Source organism: Thermobacillus composti KWC4 (assembly GCF_000227705.2).
Taxonomy (GTDB): Bacteria; Bacillota; Bacilli; order Paenibacillales; family Paenibacillaceae; genus Thermobacillus; species Thermobacillus xylanilyticus.
The window spans coordinates 2,430,009-2,454,701 of the sequence record NC_019897.1; the positions used below are offsets into that span (position 1 = coordinate 2,430,009).

The window sequence follows — 24,693 nt, forward strand, 5'->3', positions numbered from 1 at the left end:
TCCTTCGCTCCGACTGCCGGTTCATACGCCGGCCTGGGCCGATTTGCGATGCTTTTCCGCCCGCTCGCGCTCGCTCTTGTTCAAAATTTTCTTCCGCAGACGGATCGATTTCGGCGTCACTTCGCAATATTCGTCGTCGTTCAAATATTCGAGCGCCGCCTCGAGGGACAGCAGCCGCGGCGTCTTCAGCTTGACGGTCTCTTCCTTCGTCGAGGAGCGGATGTTCGTGAGCTGCTTCGTCTTGCAGACATTGACGACGATGTCGGTCTCGCGGTTATGCTCGCCGACAATCATCCCCTCGTACACTTCCGTTCCGGGTTCGATGAACAGCACGCCGCGGTCTTCGACCGACAGCATGCCGTAAAATGTCGCCGTTCCGGATTCGCTCGCGATCAGCACGCCCTGCCTGCGTCCGAATCCTTCGCCCGGGGTAAGCGGGCCGTACCGTTCGAAAGCGTGGTTCATGATGCCGTATCCGCGCGTCAGCGTCAGAAACGTCGTCCGCCAGCCGATCAGGCCGCGCGACGGAACGATATATTCGAGCCGCGTGTGGCCGCCTTCACCCTGCGTCATGGCGACGAGCTCGGCTTTGCGCGGCCCCAGGCTTTCCATGACGGCGCCGACGCTCTCGTCCGGCACGTCAATCACAAGCCGCTCGTACGGCTCGAGACGGACGCCGTTCTCTTCCCGCACGATCACTTCCGGCTTCGACACCTGCAGCTCATAGCCTTCCCGGCGCATGTGCTCGATGAGAATGCCGAGATGCAGCTCGCCGCGCCCGGACACGATGAACGCGTCGGGGCTGTCCGTCTCTTCCACGCGCAGCGCGACGTCGGTCTCCAGCTCTTTCATCAATCGTTCACGCAGACGCCGCGACGTGACGTATTTGCCTTCCCGTCCGGCGAACGGGCTGTTGTTCACGAGGAACGTCATCTTGAGCGTCGGCTCCTCGATCTTCGGCGCCGGCAGCGGATCGGGCCGCTCGGGGTCCGCGATCGTCTCACCGATGTTGATGTCGCGGATCCCGGCGACAGCGACGATGTCCCCGGCGCCCGCCTCGTCGATCTCGATCCGGTTCAAGCCCTTGAAGCCGAACAGCTTCTCGATCCGTGCCTGCCGGCTGCCGCCGTCCCTTGCCAGGACCGCGACGGCCTGTCCGGGCTTCAGGCTGCCGCGGTGTATCCGGCCGATTGCGATCCGGCCGAGGTAGTCGTTGTAATCGAGCAGCGAGACGAGCAATTGCGCCGGCTCTTCCGGATCGCCGGGCGGCGCGGGAATGTGGCGGACGATCGCGTCGAACAGCGGCTTCATGTCGGTGCCGCGCTCATCGGGCTCGAGGCTTGCGAAACCCTCGAGCCCCGACGCGTAAACAACCGGGAAATCCAACTGGTCGTCATCCGCGCCGAGTTCGATGAACAGCTCCAGCACCTCGTCGACCACCTCCGCCGGCCGCGCGTTCGGACGGTCGATCTTGTTGACCACGACGATCGGGACAAGCTGGTGTTCAAGCGCCTTGCGAAGGACAAATTTCGTCTGCGGCATGCAGCCTTCGAACGCATCGACGACGAGCAGTGCGCCGTCCACCATGCGCAGAATGCGCTCCACTTCTCCGCCGAAGTCGGCATGCCCCGGCGTATCGACGATGTTGATGCGGTAATCCCCGTATGTAACGGCCGTATTTTTCGCCAGTATCGTGATGCCCCGTTCCCGCTCGAGATCGTTGGAATCGAGCATCCGTTCCTGCAGGGTTTCGCCCTCGCGGAACAAACCGGACTGTTGAAGCAACCGGTCCACGAGCGTTGTTTTGCCATGATCGACGTGGGCGATGATCGCAATGTTGCGGATGTGTTCTCTCGGATGCACTGTCGTAATCCTTTCCGTCTGTCAGATTCCCGCCCGCCGCGGCGTCACCAGCGGATGCGCCGCCCGTATGCGATCCAGGCGCCGCCCAGGATGAGCGCGGCGGCCAGCAGATAGATGAATGCCGAACGGAACAGGCCGATCAGGAGCAGCAGCGCGGACAGGGCGAGCAGCCCGATTGCGATCAGCCGGATCGTCCGGTCCCTGTTCGGTCCGAACATGCTGTATTCGTACAGCCCGACCGCCGGCCCGGCCAGGAAGAACGGCCACAGCCCCGCGATCAGTTTCCAGCCGAACAGATTGCAGACGAAGAACAGCAGGCCGTACACGGTGAGCACTCCGGCCGGTATGAGCACTGCGGCATTGCCCAGCATGCGCCCGAAATAGAGCATGTGGAGCAGCACGCCCGGCACGAGAACAAGAAGCGGCCAGAAAATGTTTCCGATAAATGCGAATACGCCGAGCTTGCCCAGCAATATGACGATGCCGGCGGCCACAATGGCGAGACCGATGGTATATTGTTTGTTGGACATATGACCCACCCCCGGAGCAACCCTGGTCATCCTCTCTAGTGTAATGGAACTGGAGACAAAAAAAAAGTCCGGGTCACGAAGCCCGGCGCATCAGAAGATACAGCACGATCACCAGCGGGACGGACAGCACGGGCAGCGCTTCGGCGGCCGTCCGGCTGCCGTGGAACAGCAGCCCGTCCAGGCCGGGGTCGTGCACGAGCATCCGGCCGGCTTCATAACCGAGCAGCGCGGCGCCGATATAGACGAGCTGGGGGATGCGGGCAAGCAGCGCGCCGACGAACCGGCTCCCCCAGATGACGATCGGAATGCTGAGCGCGATGCCGATCATCATGAGCACGATTTCCCCGTCGGCAATCGCGGCAATTGCGAGCACGTTGTCGAGGCTCATGATGAAATCGGCGGCGAGGATCGTACGGATCGCGCTCGCGATCGTCGCGCTGTTCCGCACGTGTTGCGGTTTGCCGTCCCCGCCGCCATCGAGCAGCAGTTTGACCGCGATGCCATACAGCATAAGCGCGCCGGCCGCCCGCAGATACGGGATCTGAAGCAGTGCGGCAGCCGACAGTGTCAGTGCGCAGCGCAGGGCGACCGCGGCGGCGGTGCCCCAGACCATCGCGCGCTCCCGGATTCCGGGCGGCAGGTGTCGGAAGGCCATCGCGATGACGACGGCATTGTCGCCGCTGAGCAGCAGATTGACCAGCATAATTTGTGCGAAAATCAGCAGACTTTCCAACGACCTCTGCCCCCTTGCCAACCACTGTATGTGCGGATGGGACAGGTTATGCCCGAAAAAAATTTGAATCCGCATGTCCGTGGACAACGTATGTAAATTTGTTGCGGGCATTTTTGCCTGTGTGCGGTGTTACTGACGGGAAAGGAGGGGACAGCCAACCTTATGGATCCCTTGACGCTGGAATTCTGGTCCGCTCTTATCACCATCGTCTTCATCGATCTGGTGCTTGCCGGAGACAACGCGATCGTCATCGGCATGGCGGCGCGCAATCTGCCCAAACATCAGCAGAAAGCGGCCATCCTGTGGGGCGTGGCGGGAGCGGTCGCCATCCGGATCGCGGCCACCGCGCTGGTCGTTTATTTGCTCAAGGTGCCGTGGCTGCAGCTCGCCGGCGGACTGCTGCTCGTCTGGATCGCCTGCAAGCTGCTCGTGCAGGAAGAAGGCAGTCATGACGTCAAAGCCGGCAATACGCTGTGGCAGTCGGTCTGGACGATTATTGCCGCCGACGCCGCGATGGGGCTCGACAACGTGATCGCCATCGCCGGGGCGTCGCACGGCCATCTGCTGCTCGTCGTGCTCGGGCTGCTGATCAGCATCCCGATCATCATATGGGGGAGCACCTTGTTCATCCGCCTGATGGGCTATTTCCCCTGGATCATCTATCTCGGCGGCGGCGTGCTCGCCTTCACGGCCGCGAAGATGATTACGCACGAGAAGCACATCGAGGAACTGATCGGAGACCGCGCCTGGATCGCCTGGACCTTCTACGCGGTCATCATCATCGGCGTGCAGCTCGCCGGTTACGCCGTGAACACCGCCAGGACCAGGAGAACCGCATTGCATGAGAAAAGCAGGGAGCCGCATTAGGCGTTCCCTGCTTTTTCTTGTTCTCTGTTGCGGATCAAAACCAATCGTCCTCTCCGGTCCGGCCGGCAGGCGCCGGATCGTCGGGTCGAAGCTCGATCGTCTCCGTCCCTTCCACCGCCTGCGCGATCATCTCGGCCAGGTTCGGCACGCCGCGTTCGATATGCTCGACGATGCGCAGATTCGGATTTGTTGCCGGAGACTTCGGCACGAACAGCGTGCAGCAGTCTTCATACGGCAGGATCGAAGTCTCGTACGTGCCGATCCGCTTCGCCATCGCGATGATTTCGAGCTTGTCCATCGCGATGAGCGGCCGAAGCAGCGGCAGGTCGCTCGTGCGCCCGATGACGTTCAGGCTGCCGAGCGTCTGGCTGGCCACCTGGCCCAGGCTGTCGCCGGTGACGATCGCCAGCGCGCCGCTCTTCTCGGCGATCCGCTGCGCGATCCGGAGCATCGACCGGCGCATCAGCGTGATGATGAGGTGATCCTGCTTCGACTGCGCCAGGCTGGTCTGGATGTCCGTGAACGGCACGAGGTGCAGCTTGAACGGTTTGCCGGCGTAATAGGACAGCCTTTTCGCAAGGGCGACGACTTTGTCCTGCGCTTCCTTGCTCGTGAACGGATAGCTGTGGAAATGGATCGCTTCGACCTCCAGCCCTTTGCGCATCGCCATCCAGACGGCGACGGGGCTGTCGATGCCGCCGGACAGCAGCGCGACGGCTTTGCCGTTCGACCCGTATGGAAAACCGCCGGCCCCCGGCACCACTTCGCAGTAGATATACGCGTGCTGTTCCTGGATCTCGACGTTCAGTTCGATGTCGGGCTGGCGGACGTCCACCGTAATGTTCGGCATGTTGCGGAGGATGTGCGCGCCGACGAGATGGTTCATGGCCATCGTGTCGTGCGGGAATCCTTTCCATCGGCGGCTCACCTTGACTTTGAACGTCGCCTTGCGCTGCGGAAACGACCGCATGACGGCGAGCGCGCCTTCCCGGATTGCCTGCAGTTCGGGCTCCACCCGCTTCACCGGACTGAACGACGAGATGCCGAAGACATCTTTCAGCCGGTCGGCCACCGGTTCGTACGGCTCATTCCCGAGGGTGATGTACAGGCGGCCGTATGTCCGGATGAAGGTCAGCCCGGGAAACCCCCGAAGCGCATGCTGCACCTGCTTCAGCATCTCCGTCTCGAAGCGGTTGCGGTTGCGCCCTTTCACCGTAATTTCCCCGAGCCGAATCAAGATATGGTCGAATGTCAATGAAGGTCTTCCTTTCTTCGCAGCGGCATCAACTTGCGCAGTACGGTCTGAAGCCGTTCGAGCAGCGCGTCGATGCTCGCCTCGTCGTGCTCATCCCCCAGGCTGATGCGGATGCCGCTTGCCGCGCAGGCGGCGTCGCGGCCCATGGCCGTGAGCACGGCGCTCGGTTTGTCGTCTTTCGATGAGCAGGCCGACTTCGTCGACACGAGGACGCCCAGCTCTTCAAGCGAATGAACGATCACTTCCGGCCTCAGTCCGGGGCAGCAGAAGTGAACGATATGCGGCGCCATCGGCCGGAGCGGATCGTCCTCCTCCGGGCCGCTGAGCACGACGCCGGGCATGGAGACGACGCCCCGGATGAGCCGCCGGCGCAGCCGGTTCAGCCGCTCCGCCCGCTCCGGCTGCGATTCGATCGCCATGCGCAGCGCCTTGGCGGCGCCGACGATGGCCGGCACGTTCTCGGTTCCGGACCTGAGGCCGTCCTCCTGGCCGCCGCCGAGAATGAGCGGTTCGAGCTCGACGCCTTCCCGGACGTACAGCCACCCGGCTCCGCGCGGCCCGCCGAACTTGTGCGCCGATACCGTGAACAGATCGACGCCCCATTCGCGGATCGGCGCGGTAAGCTTGCCGACGCTCTGCACGCCGTCGACATGCAGCAGCGTGCGCGGCCGGTTCTTGAGCAGCTGCCCGATCGCCTCAATCGGCTGCACCGCGCCGACCTCGTTGTTCACGTGCATGACGCTGACGAGAATCGTCTCGTCCGTCAGCGCCGCCTCGACGTCGGCGGGGTCGACGTGGCCCGTCTCGTTCACCGGCAGCACCGTCACCCGGAACCCCTCGCGTTCCAGGGCGCGGAACGGCTCGGCGACGGACGGATGCTCGACGCTTGAAACGATCAGATGCCGGCCGCGGTTCCGGTAGCGCCGCGCGGCGCCGAAGACGGCCAGATTGTTGCTTTCCGTGCCGCCGGATGTGAAACGCCATTCCGACGCGCTCGTGCCGAACAGCCGCCCGGCCTGCTCGCGCGCGCGTTCCAGCAGCTTGCGCGCCTCCGCGCCGCCCTGATGAAGCGACGAAGGATTGGCGTAGATTTGCGCCATCACTTCGGATACCGTGCGAATCACTTCCTCGCGCGGCGGCGAAGAGGCGCTGTGGTCGAAATAGAGCATGCCATGTTCCCTTCCTTGGTCAAATGCGGAAGCCTTGCTCCCGGCTCACGAGCAAAAACGGCCGACGCCGTTCTCTCCGGAAGGCGCGTCCGTATCGCGGCGAAAGATCATCTCTAAAAAAGGAAAGACCCCTCTCGGAGTCGATGCTTGCGGCCTTTGGCAGCGGCAGCGTCACGGCAGCGTTGCGGATGTTACACTGCAGCCGCGCGGTAGCGCTCGAAGGCATCGAGCACCTTGGCCACGTAATTCTGCGTCTCTTCGGGCAGGAGCGACCGCTTCTCGTCGAACGCTTCGTCCGTCAGGATGCCGAGCCGGTCGACGCGGCCGGGACCGGCATTGTACGCGGCGAGCGCGGCTTTCACATTGCCGTCGTATTTTCCGAGCAGCCAGGCAAGATAGCGCGTGCCTCCCGCCACATTCTGCGCGGGATCGTACGGATCGGCGACGCCGAGCGACCGCGCCGTCGCGTCCATGAGCTGCATGAGCCCCTTCGCGCCCGCACGCGACACGGCGCGGGGATTGAACGCCGATTCCGTCCGGACGACTGCTTTCACGAGGGCGGGATCGATGCCGTACCGCTCGGCGGACTGCCGGATCAACGGGTCGTACAGGCTCTCTGACCCGCCGCCGGAGACGCCGGAGGACGCGTTCTGCAACCGGATGAGCATTGGCAGCAGATTTTCGGAATAGGGCGTACCGGAGTGCAGCGATGCCGGGTAATTGTACAGGCCTGAGCCGTAACTAATGGCGGGCGTCATCGCGCTGCCGCCGGTCAGCAGCCCGCCGAGCAGCGTCTCGAACAGCGATCCGTATCCGGCGTCCGCTCTGCCGGACGAATCGGCATAGCTCGCCAGCTGCAGCCGCAGCAGCGCGCTGAACGTGCGCGGATCAATGCCGATGCTTTGCGGTTCGATGACGGTGCTCATGACGTCCCCTCCATGCACATGCTTGTCTCACCTTACCATTGTACACGTTTTGGCCCGACGTTGCCAGAGTCTGTTGACCGCGGATGCGCTTGCATGCGGTGATGCACGCAGCAAAACCGGCGGAACGCCCTGACGTACCGCCGGTTTGCGCCGCGTCATGACCATGCGGCATAGATCGGTATGAGGACGAGTTGCGTCAGCACCGCCACCAGCCCGATGGTGACGGCCCAGACGCCCAGCCCGCGCGCGCCTTCACGAAAGCTGAACCAGCCGAGAACCGCGGCGGTCAGCCCGAGCGGCAGCGGCCACACAAACAGCGAGGCGATGGCGATCGCGAGCGCGAACAGCCCCGTGGCGCGGCCCGCGTCGGAAGTCGCCGGGCCCGGTTTGGACCGGCGACCACCCGGGTTCGCGGGCCCGTCCGCCTGCCGGCGTTCGTGCGGCGTATCAGGCGCGGCAAACTCCGCGGCCATCTCCGCATCGTCTTGCGCCTTCGCCGCCCTGCGCCCGGCTGCGTCATCGTCGTGCGCCGCCAGTTCCGGGTTCAGACCGGGAAAACCTTGCTCCCTTTTCTCCGCACCGTCCGCTCCGCCTTTCGGATGGTTGCCCATCCGGATCAGCCTTCCTTCGGACGGAAGGTGTGGCAACACGTAACGGAGGAATCGGAGGCCGTCTCCCGACGCTGCGTGTCGAAGTCCGCGAATTCCGAACCGTAGTCGGCCCGGGCGTAGCGGTCGATGTCGACCATGATCTCCTCGGCCGCGCAACGGTTGCCCTTCGCCCAATACGTGCAGTTGCTTACGCTGCAAATGACGCCTTCAGGCATGCGATCACCCCCGCTATCAAGTTGCCCTTCGCGGGTGCGCCGTATGCCTGCCTTATTTTTGCCCCTGCATCCTCCGCCGGATTAGATACTCGCTCTCATAGTAGGCCAGCTCTTCGCGCAGATCCTCGAAAATTTTCGCGATGCCGAGCACGATGTCCCGCGCCGGTCGCACCGGCTTGACGCGGAACCGGATCGCGTCCTGGCCGGTGTACGCATAGCGGCCGTCTTCCGAGTAGCCTTCATTCTTCGGATAGAAATAGGCGTTCACGCATTGATGGTACGTCTCATAAAGCGCCCTTTCCGCGAAATCGACGTCAAAATTTGCCCTCCGCAGCACGACGCCCAGCTTCTCATAGACGACTTCCGAGAAAACGAGCAGGTGCCGCAGATCCGAGAGCAGCCCTTTGTAGAAGGCGACGGTCTCGGGCGTGCTGTCTTCCCCGGTCAGGTCACGCAGCGCATATCCGTTCAGAAAAGGTTCCAGCTGGTCAATGGCTTCCTTCAGTTTGGCCCGCGCCGATTCGGTCAATTGTCTGATATTCTCGGACGGCATTTGCTGACTCCTTTCGCTCCCCGTACTGGCTAATCCACATGTTAACACAAATCCGTCACCCGCGGTACTACGGAAGGACAATCTTCGCTTTGCGATTGTATATTTTCACGCCGCGGACCTTAACCTATAACCGATTTCGATCACGAACGCGGGAGGGGCGGCGACATGTCCAGAAGGCCGAAGTTGCGGCCGAAATGGCTGCGTTGGGCGGCGGCGGGCGCGGCTGCGGCTGCGCTGATCGCTTTTCTGCCCTGGCAGATCGGCGTGCGGGAGGACGAAGGCAACGGAGAAGGCGCGAACAGCCGGCTTTCCGTGATGAATGCCGCGCAGGAAAAGCGGCTCAAGCTGGAGGCCGTCCGGCGGGACGCGGAGGCGACCGCGCAACTGTGCACGCTGGAATGCTCCAGAGAGTTCCGGGCGCTCCGTGCGGATGCCGATGAAGAGAAGCTGCGCCATTTGCTGGATGCCCATCCGCACATGACCTATGTGCGGCTCAAGGCAAGCAGCGGAAAGACGAAGGAAGCCGGCGCGATGCCGAAAGGCAACGGCGATGCGTGGAACGCGCAGCTTGCGCAAGCCGAGCGGGAAGCGCAGGCGGGCCGGACGTACGTATCCGAACCTGTCCGGGTGAACGGCAGCCGCTACATCGTCCTGGGCGTGCCGGCAGCCGAAAGCAGCGGAACCGTCACCGGCATCATCCGGCAGGATATCGTCGACGAGGTGGAGCGCCGGCAGCGGCTGCATCTGCGGCTCGTGCCGTACCCGGCGGAAGGGCGGTACAAGATCGAGTCGGCGAAGCCGAACTCGACGGAGGATATTACGGTCCGCACCGGCGAGGACAACGGCTCTGCGAGCCATTATCATATCAATGAAGCTGTCGTCCGCTTCCGCCAGGAACCGACGGACGCCGAGATCAAGGCGATCATGAAGGATATCGACGGCGCTTCGGTGCGGAAATTGGGCTATGCCCACGTGTTCACATCGCATTCGATGGAAACGGAAGAGCTGATCGCCTATTTCCGCGAGCGCTGGAATCCGGTGTACGTCGAACCGCACTATCTGTATCTGGCGAACGGACTGTGGGGACAGGCCTCGGAAGCGGACGACGCGAAGAGCGGGACCGAGGCGTCGGACCGCAAGGGATTCAAGGCTCGGGCGGAAAGCGGTGCGGACACCGCCGGCGAGCCGATCGTGCCGAATGACCTGCTGTACAACGCCTACCAGTGGAACTTGCCGGCGATCGAGACGGAGCGCGGCTGGGCGCTCTCGCGCGGCAGCGACGACATTGTCATCGCGGTGCTGGACACGGGCATCCAGCTCGATCATCCGGATCTGAAGGGCCGGATTGCGGAAGGCGTCAATCTGGTCGGCGAAGGCGATCCGGAAGACGACGTGGGCCACGGCACGCACGTCGCGGGCATCATCGCGGCTACGGTCAACAACGGCGAAGGCGTCGCCGGCCTGTCCTGGCGGGGCCGCATCATGCCCGTGAAAGTGCTTGACAGCTCCGGCTCCGGCACGACCTATTCGGTCGCGGAAGGCATCATTTGGGCGACGGACCACGGCGCCGATGTCATCAACATGAGCCTCGGCAACTATGCTTCGGCCCAATTTCTCCACGATGCGATCCGGTACGCCTACGACCGCGGCGTCGTGCTCGTCGCGGCCAGCGGCAACGACAATACCGACCAGCCGGGCTATCCGGCGGCGTATCCTGAAGTGTTCGCGGTGGCCGCGACGGATGCCGAGGACAACAAGGCCCCCTATTCGAACTACGGGGATTACATCGACGCGGCGGCCCCCGGCGACGCGATCGCGAGCACCTATCCGGGCAACCAGTACGCCGCGCTGTCCGGCACGTCGATGGCCAGCCCGCATGCCGCCGCGCTCGCCGGGTTGATCAAGTCCGTCAACCCGGACCTGACGAACGAAGAAGTGATGGACATCATGCGGAAGACGGCCGTCGACCTCGGCGACAAGGGCCGCGACATCTACTTCGGCTACGGCCGGATCGACGTCATGCGCGCCCTGGAAGCGGCCGAACAGACGGCGAATACGCTGGGCGGATTCCGTCTCAAGTTCGAGCGCCGGATCGAGGCGCTCCGGCATCGGTTCGGTTTCGGCGAGGCGGAATGACAGGCAATATGAACAAGAGCCTTCGGACCGATCCTCCCAAGAGGATAGCCCGAAGGCTCTGCATGTTTTTCGGGATGTTCCGGCTGTCCGATCCAGCCGGCATCGATGAACCGTTGCGGAAAGCCTGCCATAAGCCGGGTTCTGTACTTCCGGTGGTATAACGGGAACGACCCTCCCACGATGGAAGCGACAATCATCTATCTAGGCTGTGCATTGCTGCACAGCTCAAGCGACCAACCCGAACGCGCCCCGGGCAAGGGCTGCGGCTCTGAGGCCGCCGCGTTCTCTCGGTCTTGCTCCGGATGGGGTTTACCAGCCGCGTTGTCACCAACGCCGCTCGTGGTCTCTTACACCACGGTTCCACCCTTGCCTGTGCCGGCGTGAAGCCGGCCATCGGCGGTCCATTTCTGTGGCACTATCCTTCGGCTCGCGCCGACTGGACGTTATCCAGCATCCTGCCCTGCGGAGCCCGGACTTTCCTCCCGCGGCAACAAAGGCCGCCGGCGATTGTCTGTCAGACTTTCCGACGCATCCTCCAGTATACATGCTGCTGAATGAAAGCTCAACCGTAAATTTCGCCCTGCATTGTGTTCCGCCTACACGAGCCGGAACGGCTCGGTCGGCACGGCCGACGGGATCACCTCGGTCAGATACCCCGCCGCGGCGAGATCCGCCGCCAGCCGCTCGGCCGTCTTCGCCTTCATGATCTTCTCCGCATTGTGCCCCGGATCGACGATCGCCAGGCCGACGGCCAGCGCGTCATGCGCCGTGTGGTAGTCGATGTCGCCGGTGACGAACACGTCCGCGCCGGCCCGCAGCGCATGGCGCATGTAGCGCGCCCCGGAACCGCCGAGCACGGCGGCCCGCCGGACGACCCGGTCCGGGTCGCCGACGACGCGGACGAACGGCACGTCGAACGCCTCCTTCACATGGCGGGCGAACGCCTCCAGCGTCACCGGTTCCTTCAGCCGGCCGAAGCGGCCGAGACCGCTCGCCTTTCCCTGCAGCTTGAGCGGAAACAGATCGTACGCCGGCTCCTCGTAAGGATGCGCCTTCAGCATCGCTTGCACAACCGCCCCCTTGAGCGACTCGGGCAGTATCGTCTCGATCCGGAACTCCTTCACCCGCTCCAGCTTGCCGGTCGTGCCGATGTGCGGGTTCGTTCCTTCGCCCGGACGGAACGTGCCGGTGCCTTCCAACTCGAAACTGCAGCAATCGTACTCCCCGATCTGCCCGGCGCCCGCCTGCCAGACCGCTTCCTGCACCTGCCGGCGGTGCGTCTCCGGCACATAGACGACCAGCTTGAGCAGCGGATCGACGTGGACTTCTTCCAGGCAGCCTTCGGATTCCATGCCCAAAGCAACGGCCATCCAGTCATTCATGCCGCCTTCCGCCGTGTCCAGATTCGTATGCGCCACGTAAACCGCGATGTCGTTCTTGATCAGCTTCTCATAAATGCGCCCCGCCGGCGTCGACGTGTCGATCGCCGGAAGCGGCCGGTAAATGACGGCGTGATGCGCGATGATGAGATCGACACCGGCCGCGATCGCCTCGTCGACGACCGCATCCGTCACATCAAGCGCCACGAGCGCTTTCCGAATCTCTTTCTGCAGCGTGCCGACCTGCAGGCCGATGCGGTCGCCTTCGACCGCCAGCCGTCGCGGCGCGAACCGCTCCATCAGCTGGACGACGAATTGTCCGCTTGCAAACATGCCATCACCTCCCCGATCAACTTGATCTCCTCGAGCACTTCCTGCCTGCGCCTTGCCGCATCCGGCGAATCGGAACGTTCGATCTGCCGGCTGATGAACGCAAGCTTTTCAAGTTCCGACCGCCATTTGCCGGCCAGCCGTTCATCCGGCTGGCGGAGCAGCCACGGTCCCATGCGCAGCAGCAGTTCCTTTTTCCGTTCGGCCGGCCGGTCGAGCTTGAGGAACGACGCATCGTACAGGGCGGCGTTGAGCCCGTCCGCATCCGGCAACCGCTGTGCCGCCAGAATCTCGTACCATCGGCCGTCTTCCTCCACGATCCGCTCGACCGCCAAATACCATCCTTTGTCCAGAAGCCATCGCCGTACGAGGTCTTCCCCGACATTCGGCTGCAGCACCAGCGTGCGCACCCCTTCAAGCTTGCCCGCCGCAGCTCCCGCCTCCAGGATCGAGGCGATCAGGGCGCCGCCCATGCCCGCGATGACGACGCAATCGACTTCTCCGGGGGCCACGACGGCCAGTCCGTCGCCCTTGCGGACGGCGACACGGTCCGCCAGCCCGTCGGCTTCAATGCGTGCCGCCGACGCCTTCAGCGGGCCGTCGCGCACTTCGCCGGCGACCGCGCAAGGCGACTTGCCGGCGGACACCAGCCAGGCCGGAAGCAGCGCATGGTCCGACCCGATGTCCGCGACGCGTGCGCCCGGCGGCACCAGGTCCGCAATGGCGCTCAGCCGCCTGGACAAGCCGCGTCCCGATGTTTGAATCTCCTTCATGCCACCCACACCGTCCATTGCTTGCGGAGCGCAAAGATGAGACTGCCGCCGATCGCGATCTTCGCGATGAGCGCCAGTTGAATCCAGGGGGGCTGGCCCATCAGGAAGGCGGCATACAGCTCCGGCATGAACCAGAGCGTCGCCGCCGCGGCGAACAGCACCGCGGAAGAAGGCTTCGACCAGCGATGGACGAACCAGCTGAACCAGCCGAAGACGAAGGAGGCGGGCAGCCAGAAGAGCTGCACTTCGTACCACTTCGGGTGCCCGCCGACCCGCGCCAGCAGCATCGCGTAGACCAGGAAGATCGCGAGCCAGCCGACATAGTGCAGCACCGGGAACCGCGCCGCGATGCCGAACACGATCCAGAACAGGCCGCAGCCGGTCAGGAACAGCGCCGTCCACATCGGCGTGTCCAGCCCGTGAAGCTGCAGCATGACGATCCCTGCGACCAGCAGCGTCAGCATGCCGAGGCCGATCAGCGTCAGCCCGACCGGTTCGCTCGCGCGGCGGCGCTTCAGTCCGAAATAGAGCAGCAGCACGACGGCGAAGAGCGTCAGCGCGGTTTGCAATACGGGGTGAAACACGCTAAAATAAAGGATGACAAGACAGATCACGGAAAAGATTCCAAAAGCAAGAAGCCACTGCTTTCCGCTTGCTCCGTTGACGACGGACACCGCGCGCCCCGCCCATCCGGACGAGGGACGCCCGATCTCTTCGTCTGTCTTGTACAGATTCATCAGGAAATCGCAATACTGATCCGGCAACAGTTTGTTTTTCTGCCAATAGTCGATCTCACGGATGATCGTTCTGCGGCGCTCCTCGTTCATCCCGCTTTCGTTCCTTTCCGAGGACGGCGTAGACACGCCTTTTCCCAGGTGATAAAAAGGACCCTCCTGCCGATGCAGTCAGGTCCCGTGCATTCCTGTCACTCCAGGAAATCTTTCAGCCGTTTGCTCCGGCTCGGATGCCGCAGCTTGCGCAGCGCCTTCGCCTCAATCTGGCGGATCCGCTCGCGCGTGACGCCGAACACCTTGCCGACTTCCTCCAGCGTGCGGGTGCGGCCGTCATCCAGACCGAAACGGAGCCTGAGGACATTCTCCTCGCGCTCGGTCAGCGTGTCGAGCACATCTTCGAGCTGCTCCTTCAGCAGTTCGTAGGCCGCCGCGTCTGCCGGCGCAAGCGCCTCCTGGTCTTCGATGAAATCGCCCAAATGGGAATCGTCTTCCTCGCCGATCGGCGTTTCGAGCGAGACCGGCTCCTGCGCGATCTTCATGATCTCCCGCACTTTGTCCACGCTGAGATCCATTTCCGCCGCAATTTCTTCCGGCGTAGGTTCGCGCCCCAATTCCTGAAGCAGCTGCCTCGACACCCGGATCAGCTTGTTGATCGTCTCGACCATGTGCACCGGAATGCGGATCGTCCGCGCCTGATCGGCAATCGCCCGCGTGATCGCCTGACGGATCCACCAGGTCGCATAGGTGCTGAATTTGAAGCCTTTGCCGTGGTCGAATTTCTCGACCGCCTTGATGAGCCCCATGTTGCCTTCCTGAATGAGATCGAGGAACAGCATGCCGCGGCCGACATACCGCTTCGCGATGCTGACGACGAGGCGGAGATTCGCTTCCGCCAGCCTTCTCTTCGCATCTTCGTCGCCCTGTTCGATCCGCTTCGCCAGCTCGATTTCCTCCTCGGCGGTGAGCAGCGGAACGCGTCCGATTTCCTTCAGATACATGCGGACAGGGTCGTTGATCTTGATGCCCGGCGGCAGCGAAAGATCGTCGTCGAAGTTGAAATCGTCATGCTCCTCGTGATCGTCGTCCCCCGAAGCCATCGGATGGTCGTCGCCATCGTTCGTCACTTCGATGCCGAGGTCTTCGAGCTGTTCGAAAAATTCATCGATCTGTTCCGGTTCCTGATCGAACGGGGACAGTTTTTCCATAATTTCTTTGTACGTTAAGGATGAGCGCTTCTTGCCCAGCTCTATCAGCTGTTCCTTGACGCTTTCAAGCTTTTGTTCCGTATCCAGTTCCGTATGTTGATCGTTTGTCATACTCCGACTCCCTCCTCCCTAGGACGGTCGCGTGGCCTTTCCTCTCAACTGTCTCTCCAAGGTATTGATTTCGATGGCGATCTGCGCGGCCCGCAGCGCGTCGCCAGCCCGTTCGGCGCGAATTCGCTCTTCCACCCGTTCTTTCAAAGCCGTGAGTCTCTGCCGTTTCAGAACCTCCTCCGCGAAAGCGTCCAAATTGTCGCTCGTGCAGGGCGGCACGGTCTCCATGCTGAGAATGGAGGCGGCAGTCCGTTCCAATCGTTCGTCCTGGAGGGTCGAGAAAAATCGGGTGACATCCGGCTCGTGGCCTTGTGCATAGTAGGCATAGAGATAAGCGGCGATCGCCGCGTGGTCTTCCACCTGGAAGGCGTCTCCCAGTTTGTCATGCACATATTCGGCTGCTTCCGCGTCATGCATCATCCAGTACAGCAGCGTTCGTTCGATGTGATGACGTCCCGGCGGCTCCGGCATCCGTCCGACGGGCGGGCGAGCCGTTTCATTCCTACCATTATTCCACCGATTGCCCAACTTATCCCCGGCGGGACGGTTTTTTTGCGCGGCGGCCCGAATTTCGAAGCACTCCTGCTTCAGCGTCTCCAGCGGAAATTCGAACTCCCGCGACAGTTCCTTCAGGTAAAACTCCCTTTCGGCTGGCGAATCGAGACCGGCGATCATGCGCACCGCTTCGAGCACGTAATCTTTGCGTCCTTCGTCTTCTAGCAGTTTATGGTTTTTGCGCAGAAATATTAATTTAAATTTGACGGCGGACACCGGCTGATTGACCATGTCGCGCACGAACGATTCCGGACCGTATTTCCCGATGTATTCGTCGGGATCCAGTCCGCCGGGCAGCAAGACGACTTTCACCGGCATGCCGGCGTTCTCGAACATCGCCGCCGATTTCAGCGCCGCCGCCTGGCCCGCATCGTCGCCGTCGTAGCAGATTACCGCTTCGTCCGCGACGCGGCGGAGCATGGCGACGTGCTCCTCCGTGAACGACGTGCCCATCGACGCGACGCCGTTCCGCACGCCGGCATCCCAAGCCCGTATGACGTCCATGTAGCCCTCGAACAGGACAACCCTCCCCGATTTCCGGATTTCCGGCCGCGCTTCGTGGAAGTTGTACAGCACGCGGCTCTTGTTGAACAACAAGGAATCCGGCGAATTCAAATATTTCGGCTGTCCGTCGTGCAGGATGCGGCCGGCGAACGCGATCATGCGGCCTTCGCGGTCCCGGATCGGAAACATGATCCGTCCCCGGAACCGGTCGAAGAAGCCGGTGCCGTCGCTGCGAGAAGCGACCAGCCCGCCCTTCTCCATCAGCCGCAGATCATAGCCCCGCTTGTCCAAAAACCCGGTCAAGAGATCCCCGCGTTCAGGCGCATATCCGATCATGAACTGATCGATCAGCTTGTCCGACATGCCGCGGCGCTTCAGATAAGCCTTCGCTTCTCTGCCGTGCTCGGTGTTCTGGAGCAGATAGTGGTAGAATTTTGCCGCATATTCATGCGCCTCGATCAGCTTCTGCCGTTCAAGCTGAGCGGCGGTCGGCTCTTCCGGAACGCCCGCGCCGCGGGGCAGCGGAATGCCCGCTTCCTCGGCCATGATGCGCACGGCTTCCGGAAAGGAGTAACCTTCAAGCTCCATACGAAATCGGATGACGCTGCCGCTCTTGCCGCAGCCGTAACAGTGGAAAATCCCTTTCTCAGGGGTGACGGTGAACGAAGGTGTCTTCTCCGAATGAAACGGACACAATCCTTTCAGATACTTGCCGCTCTTCGTCAGGTGCACGGTCCGGCCGACCGTCTCGACGATGTCATGCGCCCGCAGGACAGCCTGAATGACGTCTTCCGGTATTCTGCCGCCGGCCATCCACATCACCTTCATCCTGAATAACACGTATTAGTATTCTCTACCTGTCATCATTATCCTGCATATCCTGCAAAACTTTTGTCAGCATTTGTTGAAATCGCATCCGGTCCTCGCGGGTCATCGCCCGCGGCCCTTTCGTCCGTCCTCCGGCCCGCCGCGCCTTCGCCTGATCATGCCGGCTCGCCATGAGAAAGTCGATCGTCTCGTTCCGGTACCGCTGGCCGCGGTTCGAAAGCACCGTCGCCCGCTTCGCCAGGGCCATCGCCGCCAGTCCGAAGTCCTGCGTCACGACGATGTCGCCCGGGCGGATCAGGTTCGAGATGTACAGATCGACGGCGTCGCGTCCGCGTTCCACATGCCGCACCTCGACGCCCGGTTCGGGGACCAGCGCGTGGTCGTACGAGGCGACGAGCATCACCGGAACGCCGAATTGTCGGGCGGTGTCGGCAATTTCCCGCTTCACGGGACAGGCATCCGCATCCACCACGATCCGGACATCACCGCCGCTCATTGCCGCACACCCTCGTCTTACGTTCTTATTCCTACTATAGAAAACATATTCGCCATACGAGCCGCAATTCCTTCCGTACCCGTCCCGCACCGATCCGTTCGTCCCGCGCCGCGTTCAGAACGGCTGAACGCCGGCATTCCGGACATGCTCCATGATCAGGCTGGCCGTCTCTTCAACCGCCCGGCGGGAGACGTCGATGACGACGCATCCGAGCCGGTCCATCACTTCCCTGGCGTAGGTGAGCTCCTGTTCAATCCGATCCGGGGCGGCGTACGGCGCGGTGTCGGGCAGGCCGAGCGCCTTCAGCCGCTCCTTCCGGATCTGGTTCAGATCCTCCTTGCCGATCGTCAGGCCGACAATGCGCGACCGCGGGACGCGCAGCAGCTCGTCCGGGAGCTTCAGTTCCGGCACGAGCGGCACGTTCGCAACCTTGAACTTGCGATGGGCGAGATACATCGACAGCGGCGTCTTCGACGTCCGGGACACGCCGATCAGCACGATGTCGGCTTTCAGGATGCCGGAATGATCTTTCGCGTCGTCATGCTTCACGGCGAATTCGACCGCTTCCACCCGGCGGAAATAGTCCGCGTCGAGCTGATGGTTCAGTCCCGGCCTGTATTCCGGCTTGATGCCGGTGCGCCATTCCAGGCCGTCGAGCAGCGGCCCGAGCGCATCGATCGCCAGGACGCCGTCCCGCAGCGCATGCTGCGCCATCGTTTCGCGGAGATGCGGCAGTACCAGCGTATACAAGATGATCGCCTGCTCGTCCCGCGCTTCCACGACGATGGCAGCGATATGCGACTTGTCCGTCACGAATGGCCGGCGCCGGATCTCCGTCCGCGCGTTAGTGAACTGCGCGACCGCCGCGCGGACGACGGCTTCGCCGGTCTCACCGGCCGAGTCCGAGACGGCATAAATGACGCAATGGCGGGATGCTTCATCAAACCGATTGCCGTTCATGTCGCCGTACCATTCCGCATATTACGACCAGACGATTTTCGAGAAATCCGCGACCCGCCGAATGTCGGCCGCGACGGCGGCCAGCGAAGCCAGCCGGTTGGCACGGACCGCCGGATTGTCCGTCATGACCATGACCCGGTCGAAATAGACGTTGATCGGGTCTTTCAGTTCCGTGAGGACGGCCAGCGCCCCCGCCGCATCGCCGGACGACAGCGCTTCTTCCGCGCGGCCGCTCACGGACCCGCGGGCCTCGTGCAGCTTCCGTTCCGCATCGTCCTCGAACAGCGACGGATCAATCTTCGTCTGCTCGGCTTTCGCCGCCAGATTGCACACCCGGTTGAACGCGTCGACGGCAGCCTTGAAAGACTCGCCCTGCTGAACCGCCTCCGCGACCGCTTCCGCGCGCTTCACCGCAAGCAGCGGATCGTCGAAGCCGGACGCCATGACCGCGTCGGCCACATCGTACCGGATGCCCGCTTCCGACAGCACATTCCGGACGCGCAGACCGAAGAATTCGTACAGATCGCGCAGAATGTCTTCGCGGCCGCGCTTCAGTCCGCGCTCCTCGTAGACGTCAAGCGCGATGCCGAACAGTTCGCCGAGCTTGAGGCCCAGCCGGTGCGCGATCATCGTCTGCACGATGCCGGCCGCCTGACGGCGCAGCGCGTACGGATCCTGCGAGCCGGTCGGCACGATGCCGATCGAGAAGCAGCCGACGATCGTATCGATCTTGTCGGCGATGCCGACGACGGCGCCCACAAGCCCTTCGGCCGGCTCGTCGCCCGCATGGCGCGGACGGTAATGTTCGTTCACCGCGCGGCAGACCGCTTCGCGTTCACCCAGCTTGCGGGCGTAATCTTCTCCCATGATGCCCTGAAGTTCCGGGAATTCATACACCATGGACGTGACGAGGTCGAACTTGCAGATATCCGCCGCGCGGCTGATGTCCGCCCGCGCCTCTTCGTCTTCCGTCACGCGGGAAGCGACGGCGTCCGCCGTCCGCCGGATGCGGCGCACCTTCTCGCCCAGCGTGCCGAGTTCCTCGTGCCAGACGATCGTCTCCAGCTTCGCGAGCGCCTCATTGATCGTGAGCTTCTGGTCTTCTTCATAGAAGAACTTCGCGTCCGAGAGCCGCGCCCGCAGCACCTTCTCGTTGCCCCGCTGCACCAGCTCGATCGAGGTGCTGTCGCCGTTGCGCACCGTGACGAAGTACGGCAGCAGCTTGCCTTCGCGATCCAGCACCGGGAAATACCGCTGGTGTTCGCGCATCGAGGTGATCAGCACTTCCTGCGGAATGTTCAGGAACGCCGGATCGAACGTGCCGAACAGGACGGTCGGGTACTCGACGAGGAACAGCACCTCTTCGAGCAGATCGTCCTTCACCGCGATGTTCCAGCCGCGCTCGGCTTTAAGCGCTTCGATCTGCCGGAGAATTTCCGCCTCGCGCTCCTTGACGTCCGCGATGACGTGCTGCTCCCGCAGCTTGGCCGCATATTCGCCGGGCCTCGCGATAGCCGTCTCGGCGCCGAGGAACCGGTGGCCGCGCGTCACATTGCCGCTCTTCACGCCGGCGATCTCGAGCGGCACGACGGCATCTCCGTACAGCGCCACGATCCACCGGATCGGACGGACGAACCGAAGATCATAGCTGCCCCAGCGCATGCTTTTCGGGAATGTCATCGACGTAATGATCCCTGCAAGTCCTTCCGGCAGCAGCTCGATCGTCGGCGCGCCTTCGCCGCTCTTCAGGGCGTACACGTACTCGACGCCGCCGTTCTCCTTGAAGAAGAGCTGCTCCGGCTGCACGCCCTGGCTGCGGGCGAAACCGAGCGCCGCCTTGCTCCAGCCGCCATTCTCATCCAGCGCAATCTTGCGCGACGGTCCGCGCACTTCTTCGCGGATGTCGGCCTGCTTGCCGGCAACGCCGCGCACGAGCACCGCGATCCGGCGCGGCGTCGCATACGCTTCAATGCCTTCATATGCGATGCGCGACGCATCCAGCCAATCGGCCGTCTTCGCCTTCAGTTGATCCATGGCGCCGCGGACGAACCGCGCGGGCACTTCTTCCATTCCGATCTCCAGGAGCAAATCTTCAGCCATTCGGCGTCACCTCCTTCTTCAGCAGCGGGAATCCGAGCCGCTCCCGTTCCGCCAGGTAGACCGCGGCGCATTGCCGGGCCAGATTGCGCACGCGCATGATATAACCCGTCCGCTCCGTCACGCTGATCGCGCCCCGCGCATCCAGCAGGTTGAACGTATGCGAACATTTCAGCGCGTAATCGTAGGCCGGAAATACGAGATTTTGCTCCAGTGCGCGCTTTGCTTCCGCTTCATATTGATTGAACAGGTTGAACAGCATCGGCGTATCCGACACTTCAAAGGTATATTTCGAGTGCTCGTACTCCGGCTGGAGGAACACGTCGCCGTACGTGACGCCGTCGACCCACTCGAGCTCGAAGACGTTTTCCTTGTCCTGAATGTAGGAGGCAAGCCGCTCCAGGCCGTACGTGATCTCGACCGCTACCGGATTCATTTCGAGACCGCCGACCTGCTGGAAATAGGTGAACTGGGTCACTTCCATCCCGTCCAGCCATACTTCCCAGCCGAGCCCCCACGCGCCGAGACCCGGATGTTCCCAGTTGTCTTCGACGAACCGGATGTCGTGATGGCGCGGATCGACGCCGAGCCGTTTCAGGCTTTCCAGGTAAATTTCCTGGATGTTGTCCGGAGACGGTTTCATGATGACCTGGAACTGATGATGCTGATAGAGCCGGTTCGGGTTCTCGCCGTAGCGGCCGTCGGCGGGACGGCGGGAAGGCTCGACGTACGCGACGTTCCACGGCTCCGGACCGATGGACCGGAGGAACGTCATCGGGTTGAGCGTTCCGGCGCCCGTCTCGACATCATACGGGTTGACGACGACACAGCCCTGTTCCGCCCAGAACTGCTGCAGCGTCAGGATGATGCCCTGAAAATTCATGCCATGCACTCCTTCGCTTCGAATGGATTCCATCCGGCGGCCGCGCGGGACGCCGTCGGCATGCGGCCGTGCGGCGGTGCCACGCCAAAAAACTCCCGTCCCTCACGCCCGCATCCGGACGCAGGGACGGGAGCATCTCCCGCGGTTCCACCCTGCTTGGCTGGCCGCTTGCATCAAGCGGACAGCCCGCCTTCATTCGCACCAGGACTCGGGAGCGCCGTTTCGTCCGGCCAGACCGGCCGGGCTTGCACCATCCCCGGCTCGCTTCAAACGCGCCTGATTGCCGACTACTTTCTCCGTCATCGTCCATATTTTCATATTGAGATAATATAGCAGGTTTGCGCATCCGAGTCAATATTTAACCGTGCGGCTCCGCGCCCGCTTCCCCGTCCGGCACCGGCCGGATCGGCGGCTGTCCGAGCGCGTCCAGCGAATCGAGAAAGGCCCGCGACTTCAGCTTGTGCGGCAAGTGCGCGTCGACGAGGGCGCGCATGCCGCGGCGGACGGCCGCCTTCGTCTCCGGACCGACGTTCACTTCGCCGAGCCGCCGGAGATCGACAGCGGCGAACAGCCGCAGCAGCTTGAGCGCCTTGTCTCCGAGCTGCAGCACCTGGTGCCCGCCCGCGCGGCACGCCGGGCAGACCGCGCCGCCGAGCGCCGGCGCGAGCGCGGCAAGCCCGTCCGTCCGTCCGCAGGAGACGCAGCGGTCGAGCACCGGCGCGTAGCCGGCCGCCTGCAGAATCTTCATCTCGTACACATGCGTCGTGATTGCCGCATCCTTTCCGTCTTCCAGCGCAGCCAGACAAGCGATCAGCTGGCTGAAGATCCAGTTCCCCGCTTCCTCGTCCTGCAGGGCCCGGTCCGTCAGTTCCGCAACATACGACGCATGGGCGGCCAGATCGATGTTCTCCCGCAGCTTGTGATGGGAGCGGATGATTTCGCCGCTGCTCAGCGTGCCGAGCCCCGATCCTTTGAAGAAGACGAATTCACCGTATGTAAAAGGAAGGGCAAGCGAGCCGTAGCGGCTCCGCGGCTTGCTGGCGCCGCGGATCAGCACGCCCGTCTTGCCGTGCGTCTCGGTCAGCAGCGTGACGATTTTGCCGCCTTCCCCGTAATCCATCGATCGGATAATGACGCCTTGCACCCGAATCAGCACGCGTCCGCCTCTCCCCCCGCGCCGAACGCCTTCCTCAGTCCGCCATTTCTTCCCAGTTGTCGAGCGAATCCAGCGATTCCGGCGTCGGCTTTTTCTCCCGCTCGCTCAATTCGTCCATCTCCCGGTACAGCAAGAACGCATCCACATCTCCGGTCAACGTGAAGATCTTCCAAGAGAAATCGCGCATGTGAACTTCATCCTTTCTACGCCGCTGAAAGCCGGTCCGCCATCGGACCGCCTTCGGCCAGAAATGCACGCCTCTTGCGAAGATTAGGATGCGACGCCCGGCGGCGCGCTATCCGAGGGAGTTCGGACCAGCGGCGATTCCCGTTTACCGGGGCCGGCGCCGCACGCTGATGCCGGGAGCCGGGTCAATCGTCCAGCCGGAAGCCGAAATCCCGCAGCACCCGTTCCTGGTTGCGCCAGTCTTTTTTCACTTTCACCCAGAGATCCAGATAGATCCGCGAGCCGAGCAGCGCTTCGATGTCCTGCCGCGCGGCGGCGCCGACTTCCCGCAGCATCGCGCCGTGCTTGCCGATGATGATGCCCTTCTGCGAGTCGCGTTCGACGTAGATGACCGCCCGGATGTACACAACCCCGTTCTCCTGAACGCGCATTTCCTCGGTCGCCACGGCGATCGAGTGCGGCACTTCCTCATAGGTCAGCTGCAAAATTTTCTCGCGGATCAGCTCGGCGCAGATGAACTGCTCGGGGTGGTCCGTCACCTGGTCGGCCGGATAATACATCGGGCCTTCGGGCAGATAGCGGATGATCTGATCAAGCAGCGTTCCCACATTGTTGCCGTTCAGCGCGGAGATCGGCACGACCTCGGCGAAATCGAACAGCTCGCGATATTTCGCAATGGCGGGCAGCAGCGCGTCCGGATGCACCTTGTCGATCTTGTTCATCACGAGGAACACCGGCGTCTTCGTCTTCTTGAGTTTCTCGATGATGAAGCGGTCGCCGCCGCCGAGCTCCTCCGAGACGTCGACGAGGAACAGGATGACGTCGACTTCCGCCAACGCGCTGTCCGCCGACCGGTTCATGAAGTCGCCGAGCTTCGACGTCGGCTTGTGGATGCCCGGTGTGTCGAGGAAGACGATCTGCGCCCGGTCCGACGTGTAGACGCCGTGGATCTTGTTGCGCGTCGTCTGCGGCTTGTCCGACATGATCGCGACCTTCTGGCCGATCAGATGGTTCATCAGCGTCGACTTGCCGACATTCGGCCGGCCGACGATTGCGGCAAAGCCGGAACGAAAGCTCTCGTCCCGCCCGTCCGGGCTGTTCGGTCTGTCCTTGCTCTGCGTGCGTTCACTCACGGGCGATCGCCCCCTTTCCGTGCCCTGTCTTCATCCAGCTGCGCCGATGAGAACGCGCCGGGCAGCAGCTCCGCGACCGTGGTCACCCGCCACGGGCCGCGGATCGTGCCGAGCACAATCGGCATGTCCGGCGCGCACAGCTCGGCGAGCACCTGCCGGCAGGTGCCGCACGGCGTCACCGGCTCGGCCGTATCCGCCGTGACGGCGATCGCGCGGAAGCTGCGCGGCGGCAGGCCGGCCGCGACGGCGCTGAACAGCGCCGTCCGCTCGGCGCAGTTCGTCGGGCCGTAGGCGGCGTTCTCGATATTGCATCCGAAGTGGATGCCGCCTTCCGCATCCAGCAGCGCGGCGCCCACCGCGAAACCGGAATAGGGAATATAGGCGCGGGTCCGCGCTTCGGCTGCCGCTTCAAGCAGGGTCAGCGCTTCCCGCTCGTCGATCAGGGATGATGCGTTACCGCTCATCAGCCGCGGGCTCCTTTCCGTCTGTCTGTGTCACCGTTCGG

The 24,693-nt window shown here is 63.0% G+C and carries 24 protein-coding genes and 1 other RNA gene; 2 read left to right on the top strand and 23 right to left on the bottom strand.

All coding sequences use genetic code 11. The features are described 5' to 3' along the window. Positions 1-21 precede the first annotated feature (21 nt). The 3 genes from typA to THECO_RS11430 all read right to left on the bottom strand — a co-directional run bounded on the left by typA (position 22) and on the right by THECO_RS11430 (position 3,126). Positions 22-1,863, bottom strand: a complete 1,842-nt coding sequence (typA, locus tag THECO_RS11420) for a translational GTPase TypA (RefSeq protein ID WP_015255197.1) — start codon at positions 1,861-1,863, stop codon at positions 22-24. 44 nt (positions 1,864-1,907) lie between these two features. Next, positions 1,908-2,393 (bottom strand): hypothetical protein, encoded by a 486-nt coding sequence (locus THECO_RS11425; protein ID WP_015255198.1) that lies wholly within the window; start codon positions 2,391-2,393, stop codon positions 1,908-1,910. Between the two features lie 73 nt (positions 2,394-2,466). After that, positions 2,467-3,126, bottom strand: a complete 660-nt coding sequence (locus THECO_RS11430) for a TerC family protein (protein WP_015255199.1) — start codon at positions 3,124-3,126, stop codon at positions 2,467-2,469. Between the two features lie 162 nt (positions 3,127-3,288). Here THECO_RS11430 and THECO_RS11435 point away from each other — a divergent pair, with 162 nt between their 5' ends. Then, positions 3,289-3,993 (top strand): TerC family protein, encoded by a 705-nt coding sequence (locus THECO_RS11435; protein ID WP_015255200.1) that lies wholly within the window; start codon positions 3,289-3,291, stop codon positions 3,991-3,993. A gap of 34 nt (positions 3,994-4,027) precedes the next feature. Here the strand turns inward: THECO_RS11435 and thiI are convergent, their stop codons facing one another. The 6 genes from thiI to THECO_RS11465 form a co-directional block, all read right to left on the bottom strand. Then, positions 4,028-5,248, bottom strand: a complete 1,221-nt coding sequence (gene thiI, locus THECO_RS11440) for a tRNA uracil 4-sulfurtransferase ThiI (RefSeq protein WP_015255201.1) — start codon at positions 5,246-5,248, stop codon at positions 4,028-4,030. Further along, complete coding sequence (locus tag THECO_RS11445; RefSeq protein WP_015255202.1) at positions 5,245-6,417, bottom strand: cysteine desulfurase family protein; 1,173 nt, start codon at positions 6,415-6,417, stop codon at positions 5,245-5,247. The genes thiI and THECO_RS11445 overlap by 4 nt, the downstream gene beginning before the upstream one ends. A gap of 191 nt (positions 6,418-6,608) precedes the next feature. Further along, on the bottom strand, positions 6,609-7,343 hold the full coding sequence (locus THECO_RS22525) for a lytic transglycosylase domain-containing protein (RefSeq protein ID WP_015255203.1): 735 nt from the start codon (positions 7,341-7,343) through the stop codon (positions 6,609-6,611). Between the two features lie 155 nt (positions 7,344-7,498). Then, positions 7,499-7,993 (bottom strand): UbiA prenyltransferase family protein, encoded by a 495-nt coding sequence (locus THECO_RS20565; RefSeq protein ID WP_157373566.1) that lies wholly within the window; start codon positions 7,991-7,993, stop codon positions 7,499-7,501. After that, positions 7,960-8,169: a DUF1540 domain-containing protein gene (locus THECO_RS11460; protein WP_015255205.1), complete on the bottom strand. Its 210-nt coding sequence runs from the start codon at positions 8,167-8,169 to the stop codon at positions 7,960-7,962. Before THECO_RS11460 ends, THECO_RS20565 begins: the two co-directional genes overlap by 34 nt. A 52-nt stretch (positions 8,170-8,221) precedes the next feature. Continuing rightward, a complete protein-coding gene (locus tag THECO_RS11465; protein WP_015255206.1) occupies positions 8,222-8,722 on the bottom strand; it encodes a YpuI family protein in 501 nt (166 codons plus the stop codon). A gap of 165 nt (positions 8,723-8,887) precedes the next feature. On the opposite strand from THECO_RS11465, the gene THECO_RS11470 reads away from it, so the two are divergent. Continuing rightward, complete coding sequence (locus tag THECO_RS11470; RefSeq protein WP_015255207.1) at positions 8,888-10,858, top strand: S8 family peptidase; 1,971 nt, start codon at positions 8,888-8,890, stop codon at positions 10,856-10,858. A gap of 115 nt (positions 10,859-10,973) precedes the next feature. Here THECO_RS11470 and rnpB read toward each other — a convergent pair. The 14 genes from rnpB to cdd form a co-directional block, all read right to left on the bottom strand. Continuing rightward, positions 10,974-11,381: RNase P RNA component class A (gene rnpB, locus THECO_RS20785), an RNA gene on the bottom strand. A gap of 73 nt (positions 11,382-11,454) precedes the next feature. Further along, positions 11,455-12,570, bottom strand: a complete 1,116-nt coding sequence (locus THECO_RS11475; protein ID WP_015255208.1) for a Nif3-like dinuclear metal center hexameric protein — start codon at positions 12,568-12,570, stop codon at positions 11,455-11,457. Then, positions 12,537-13,340, bottom strand: a complete 804-nt coding sequence (locus tag THECO_RS11480) for a tRNA (adenine(22)-N(1))-methyltransferase (RefSeq protein ID WP_015255209.1) — start codon at positions 13,338-13,340, stop codon at positions 12,537-12,539. The genes THECO_RS11475 and THECO_RS11480 overlap by 34 nt, the downstream gene beginning before the upstream one ends. Beyond that, a complete protein-coding gene (locus tag THECO_RS11485; protein WP_015255210.1) occupies positions 13,337-14,167 on the bottom strand; it encodes a hypothetical protein in 831 nt (276 codons plus the stop codon). Before THECO_RS11485 ends, THECO_RS11480 begins: the two co-directional genes overlap by 4 nt. Positions 14,168-14,265: 98 nt before the next feature. Next, positions 14,266-15,390 (bottom strand): RNA polymerase sigma factor RpoD, encoded by a 1,125-nt coding sequence (gene rpoD / locus THECO_RS11490; RefSeq protein ID WP_015255211.1) that lies wholly within the window; start codon positions 15,388-15,390, stop codon positions 14,266-14,268. Between the two features lie 18 nt (positions 15,391-15,408). Continuing rightward, positions 15,409-17,268 carry a DNA primase gene (dnaG, locus tag THECO_RS11495; RefSeq protein WP_015255212.1) on the bottom strand — a complete coding sequence of 620 codons (1,860 nt, stop codon included), beginning with the start codon at positions 17,266-17,268 and terminating at the stop codon, positions 15,409-15,411. 34 nt (positions 17,269-17,302) lie between these two features. After that, positions 17,303-17,773: a YaiI/YqxD family protein gene (locus tag THECO_RS11500; RefSeq protein ID WP_015255213.1), complete on the bottom strand. Its 471-nt coding sequence runs from the start codon at positions 17,771-17,773 to the stop codon at positions 17,303-17,305. 114 nt (positions 17,774-17,887) lie between these two features. Beyond that, positions 17,888-18,733: a pyruvate, water dikinase regulatory protein gene (locus tag THECO_RS11505; RefSeq protein ID WP_015255214.1), complete on the bottom strand. Its 846-nt coding sequence runs from the start codon at positions 18,731-18,733 to the stop codon at positions 17,888-17,890. Between the two features lie 21 nt (positions 18,734-18,754). After that, a complete protein-coding gene (glyS, locus tag THECO_RS11510) occupies positions 18,755-20,833 on the bottom strand; it encodes a glycine--tRNA ligase subunit beta (protein WP_015255215.1) in 2,079 nt (692 codons plus the stop codon). Then, entirely contained in the window at positions 20,826-21,713 is an 888-nt protein-coding gene (gene glyQ / locus THECO_RS11515; RefSeq protein WP_015255216.1) for a glycine--tRNA ligase subunit alpha, read from the bottom strand. The genes glyS and glyQ overlap by 8 nt, the downstream gene beginning before the upstream one ends. Before the next feature lie 358 nt (positions 21,714-22,071). Continuing rightward, positions 22,072-22,869, bottom strand: a complete 798-nt coding sequence (gene recO, locus THECO_RS11520; protein WP_015255217.1) for a DNA repair protein RecO — start codon at positions 22,867-22,869, stop codon at positions 22,072-22,074. 34 nt (positions 22,870-22,903) lie between these two features. Continuing rightward, positions 22,904-23,056 (bottom strand): YqzL family protein, encoded by a 153-nt coding sequence (locus THECO_RS21115; RefSeq protein ID WP_015255218.1) that lies wholly within the window; start codon positions 23,054-23,056, stop codon positions 22,904-22,906. A 184-nt stretch (positions 23,057-23,240) separates the two neighbouring features. Next, the gene (gene era / locus THECO_RS11525; RefSeq protein WP_015255219.1) at positions 23,241-24,188 is read right to left on the bottom strand and encodes a GTPase Era; all 948 of its coding nucleotides are present in this window, start codon (positions 24,186-24,188) and stop codon (positions 23,241-23,243) included. Beyond that, positions 24,185-24,652, bottom strand: a complete 468-nt coding sequence (gene cdd / locus THECO_RS11530) for a cytidine deaminase (protein ID WP_015255220.1) — start codon at positions 24,650-24,652, stop codon at positions 24,185-24,187. The genes era and cdd overlap by 4 nt, the downstream gene beginning before the upstream one ends. Between the last annotated feature and the right edge of the window lie 41 nt (positions 24,653-24,693).

Coding starts and splice junctions, on each gene's coding strand:
- THECO_RS11425 (WP_015255198.1), bottom strand. CDS start 2,393: ATGTCCAACAAACAATATACCATCGGTCTCGCCATTGTGGCCGCCGGC.
- THECO_RS11435 (WP_015255200.1), top strand. CDS start 3,289: ATGGATCCCTTGACGCTGGAATTCTGGTCCGCTCTTATCACCATCGTC.
- THECO_RS11445 (WP_015255202.1), bottom strand. CDS start 6,417: ATGCTCTATTTCGACCACAGCGCCTCTTCGCCGCCGCGCGAGGAAGTG.
- THECO_RS22525 (WP_015255203.1), bottom strand. CDS start 7,343: ATGAGCACCGTCATCGAACCGCAAAGCATCGGCATTGATCCGCGCACG.
- THECO_RS11460 (WP_015255205.1), bottom strand. CDS start 8,169: ATGCCTGAAGGCGTCATTTGCAGCGTAAGCAACTGCACGTATTGGGCG.
- THECO_RS11465 (WP_015255206.1), bottom strand. CDS start 8,722: ATGCCGTCCGAGAATATCAGACAATTGACCGAATCGGCGCGGGCCAAA.
- THECO_RS11470 (WP_015255207.1), top strand. CDS start 8,888: ATGTCCAGAAGGCCGAAGTTGCGGCCGAAATGGCTGCGTTGGGCGGCG.
- THECO_RS11475 (WP_015255208.1), bottom strand. CDS start 12,570: ATGTTTGCAAGCGGACAATTCGTCGTCCAGCTGATGGAGCGGTTCGCG.
- THECO_RS11480 (WP_015255209.1), bottom strand. CDS start 13,340: ATGAAGGAGATTCAAACATCGGGACGCGGCTTGTCCAGGCGGCTGAGC.
- THECO_RS11485 (WP_015255210.1), bottom strand. CDS start 14,167: ATGAACGAGGAGCGCCGCAGAACGATCATCCGTGAGATCGACTATTGG.
- rpoD (WP_015255211.1), bottom strand. CDS start 15,390: ATGACAAACGATCAACATACGGAACTGGATACGGAACAAAAGCTTGAA.
- dnaG (WP_015255212.1), bottom strand. CDS start 17,268: ATGTGGATGGCCGGCGGCAGAATACCGGAAGACGTCATTCAGGCTGTC.
- THECO_RS11500 (WP_015255213.1), bottom strand. CDS start 17,773: ATGAGCGGCGGTGATGTCCGGATCGTGGTGGATGCGGATGCCTGTCCC.
- THECO_RS11505 (WP_015255214.1), bottom strand. CDS start 18,733: ATGAACGGCAATCGGTTTGATGAAGCATCCCGCCATTGCGTCATTTAT.
- glyS (WP_015255215.1), bottom strand. CDS start 20,833: ATGGCTGAAGATTTGCTCCTGGAGATCGGAATGGAAGAAGTGCCCGCG.
- glyQ (WP_015255216.1), bottom strand. CDS start 21,713: ATGAATTTTCAGGGCATCATCCTGACGCTGCAGCAGTTCTGGGCGGAA.
- THECO_RS21115 (WP_015255218.1), bottom strand. CDS start 23,056: ATGCGCGATTTCTCTTGGAAGATCTTCACGTTGACCGGAGATGTGGAT.
- cdd (WP_015255220.1), bottom strand. CDS start 24,652: ATGAGCGGTAACGCATCATCCCTGATCGACGAGCGGGAAGCGCTGACC.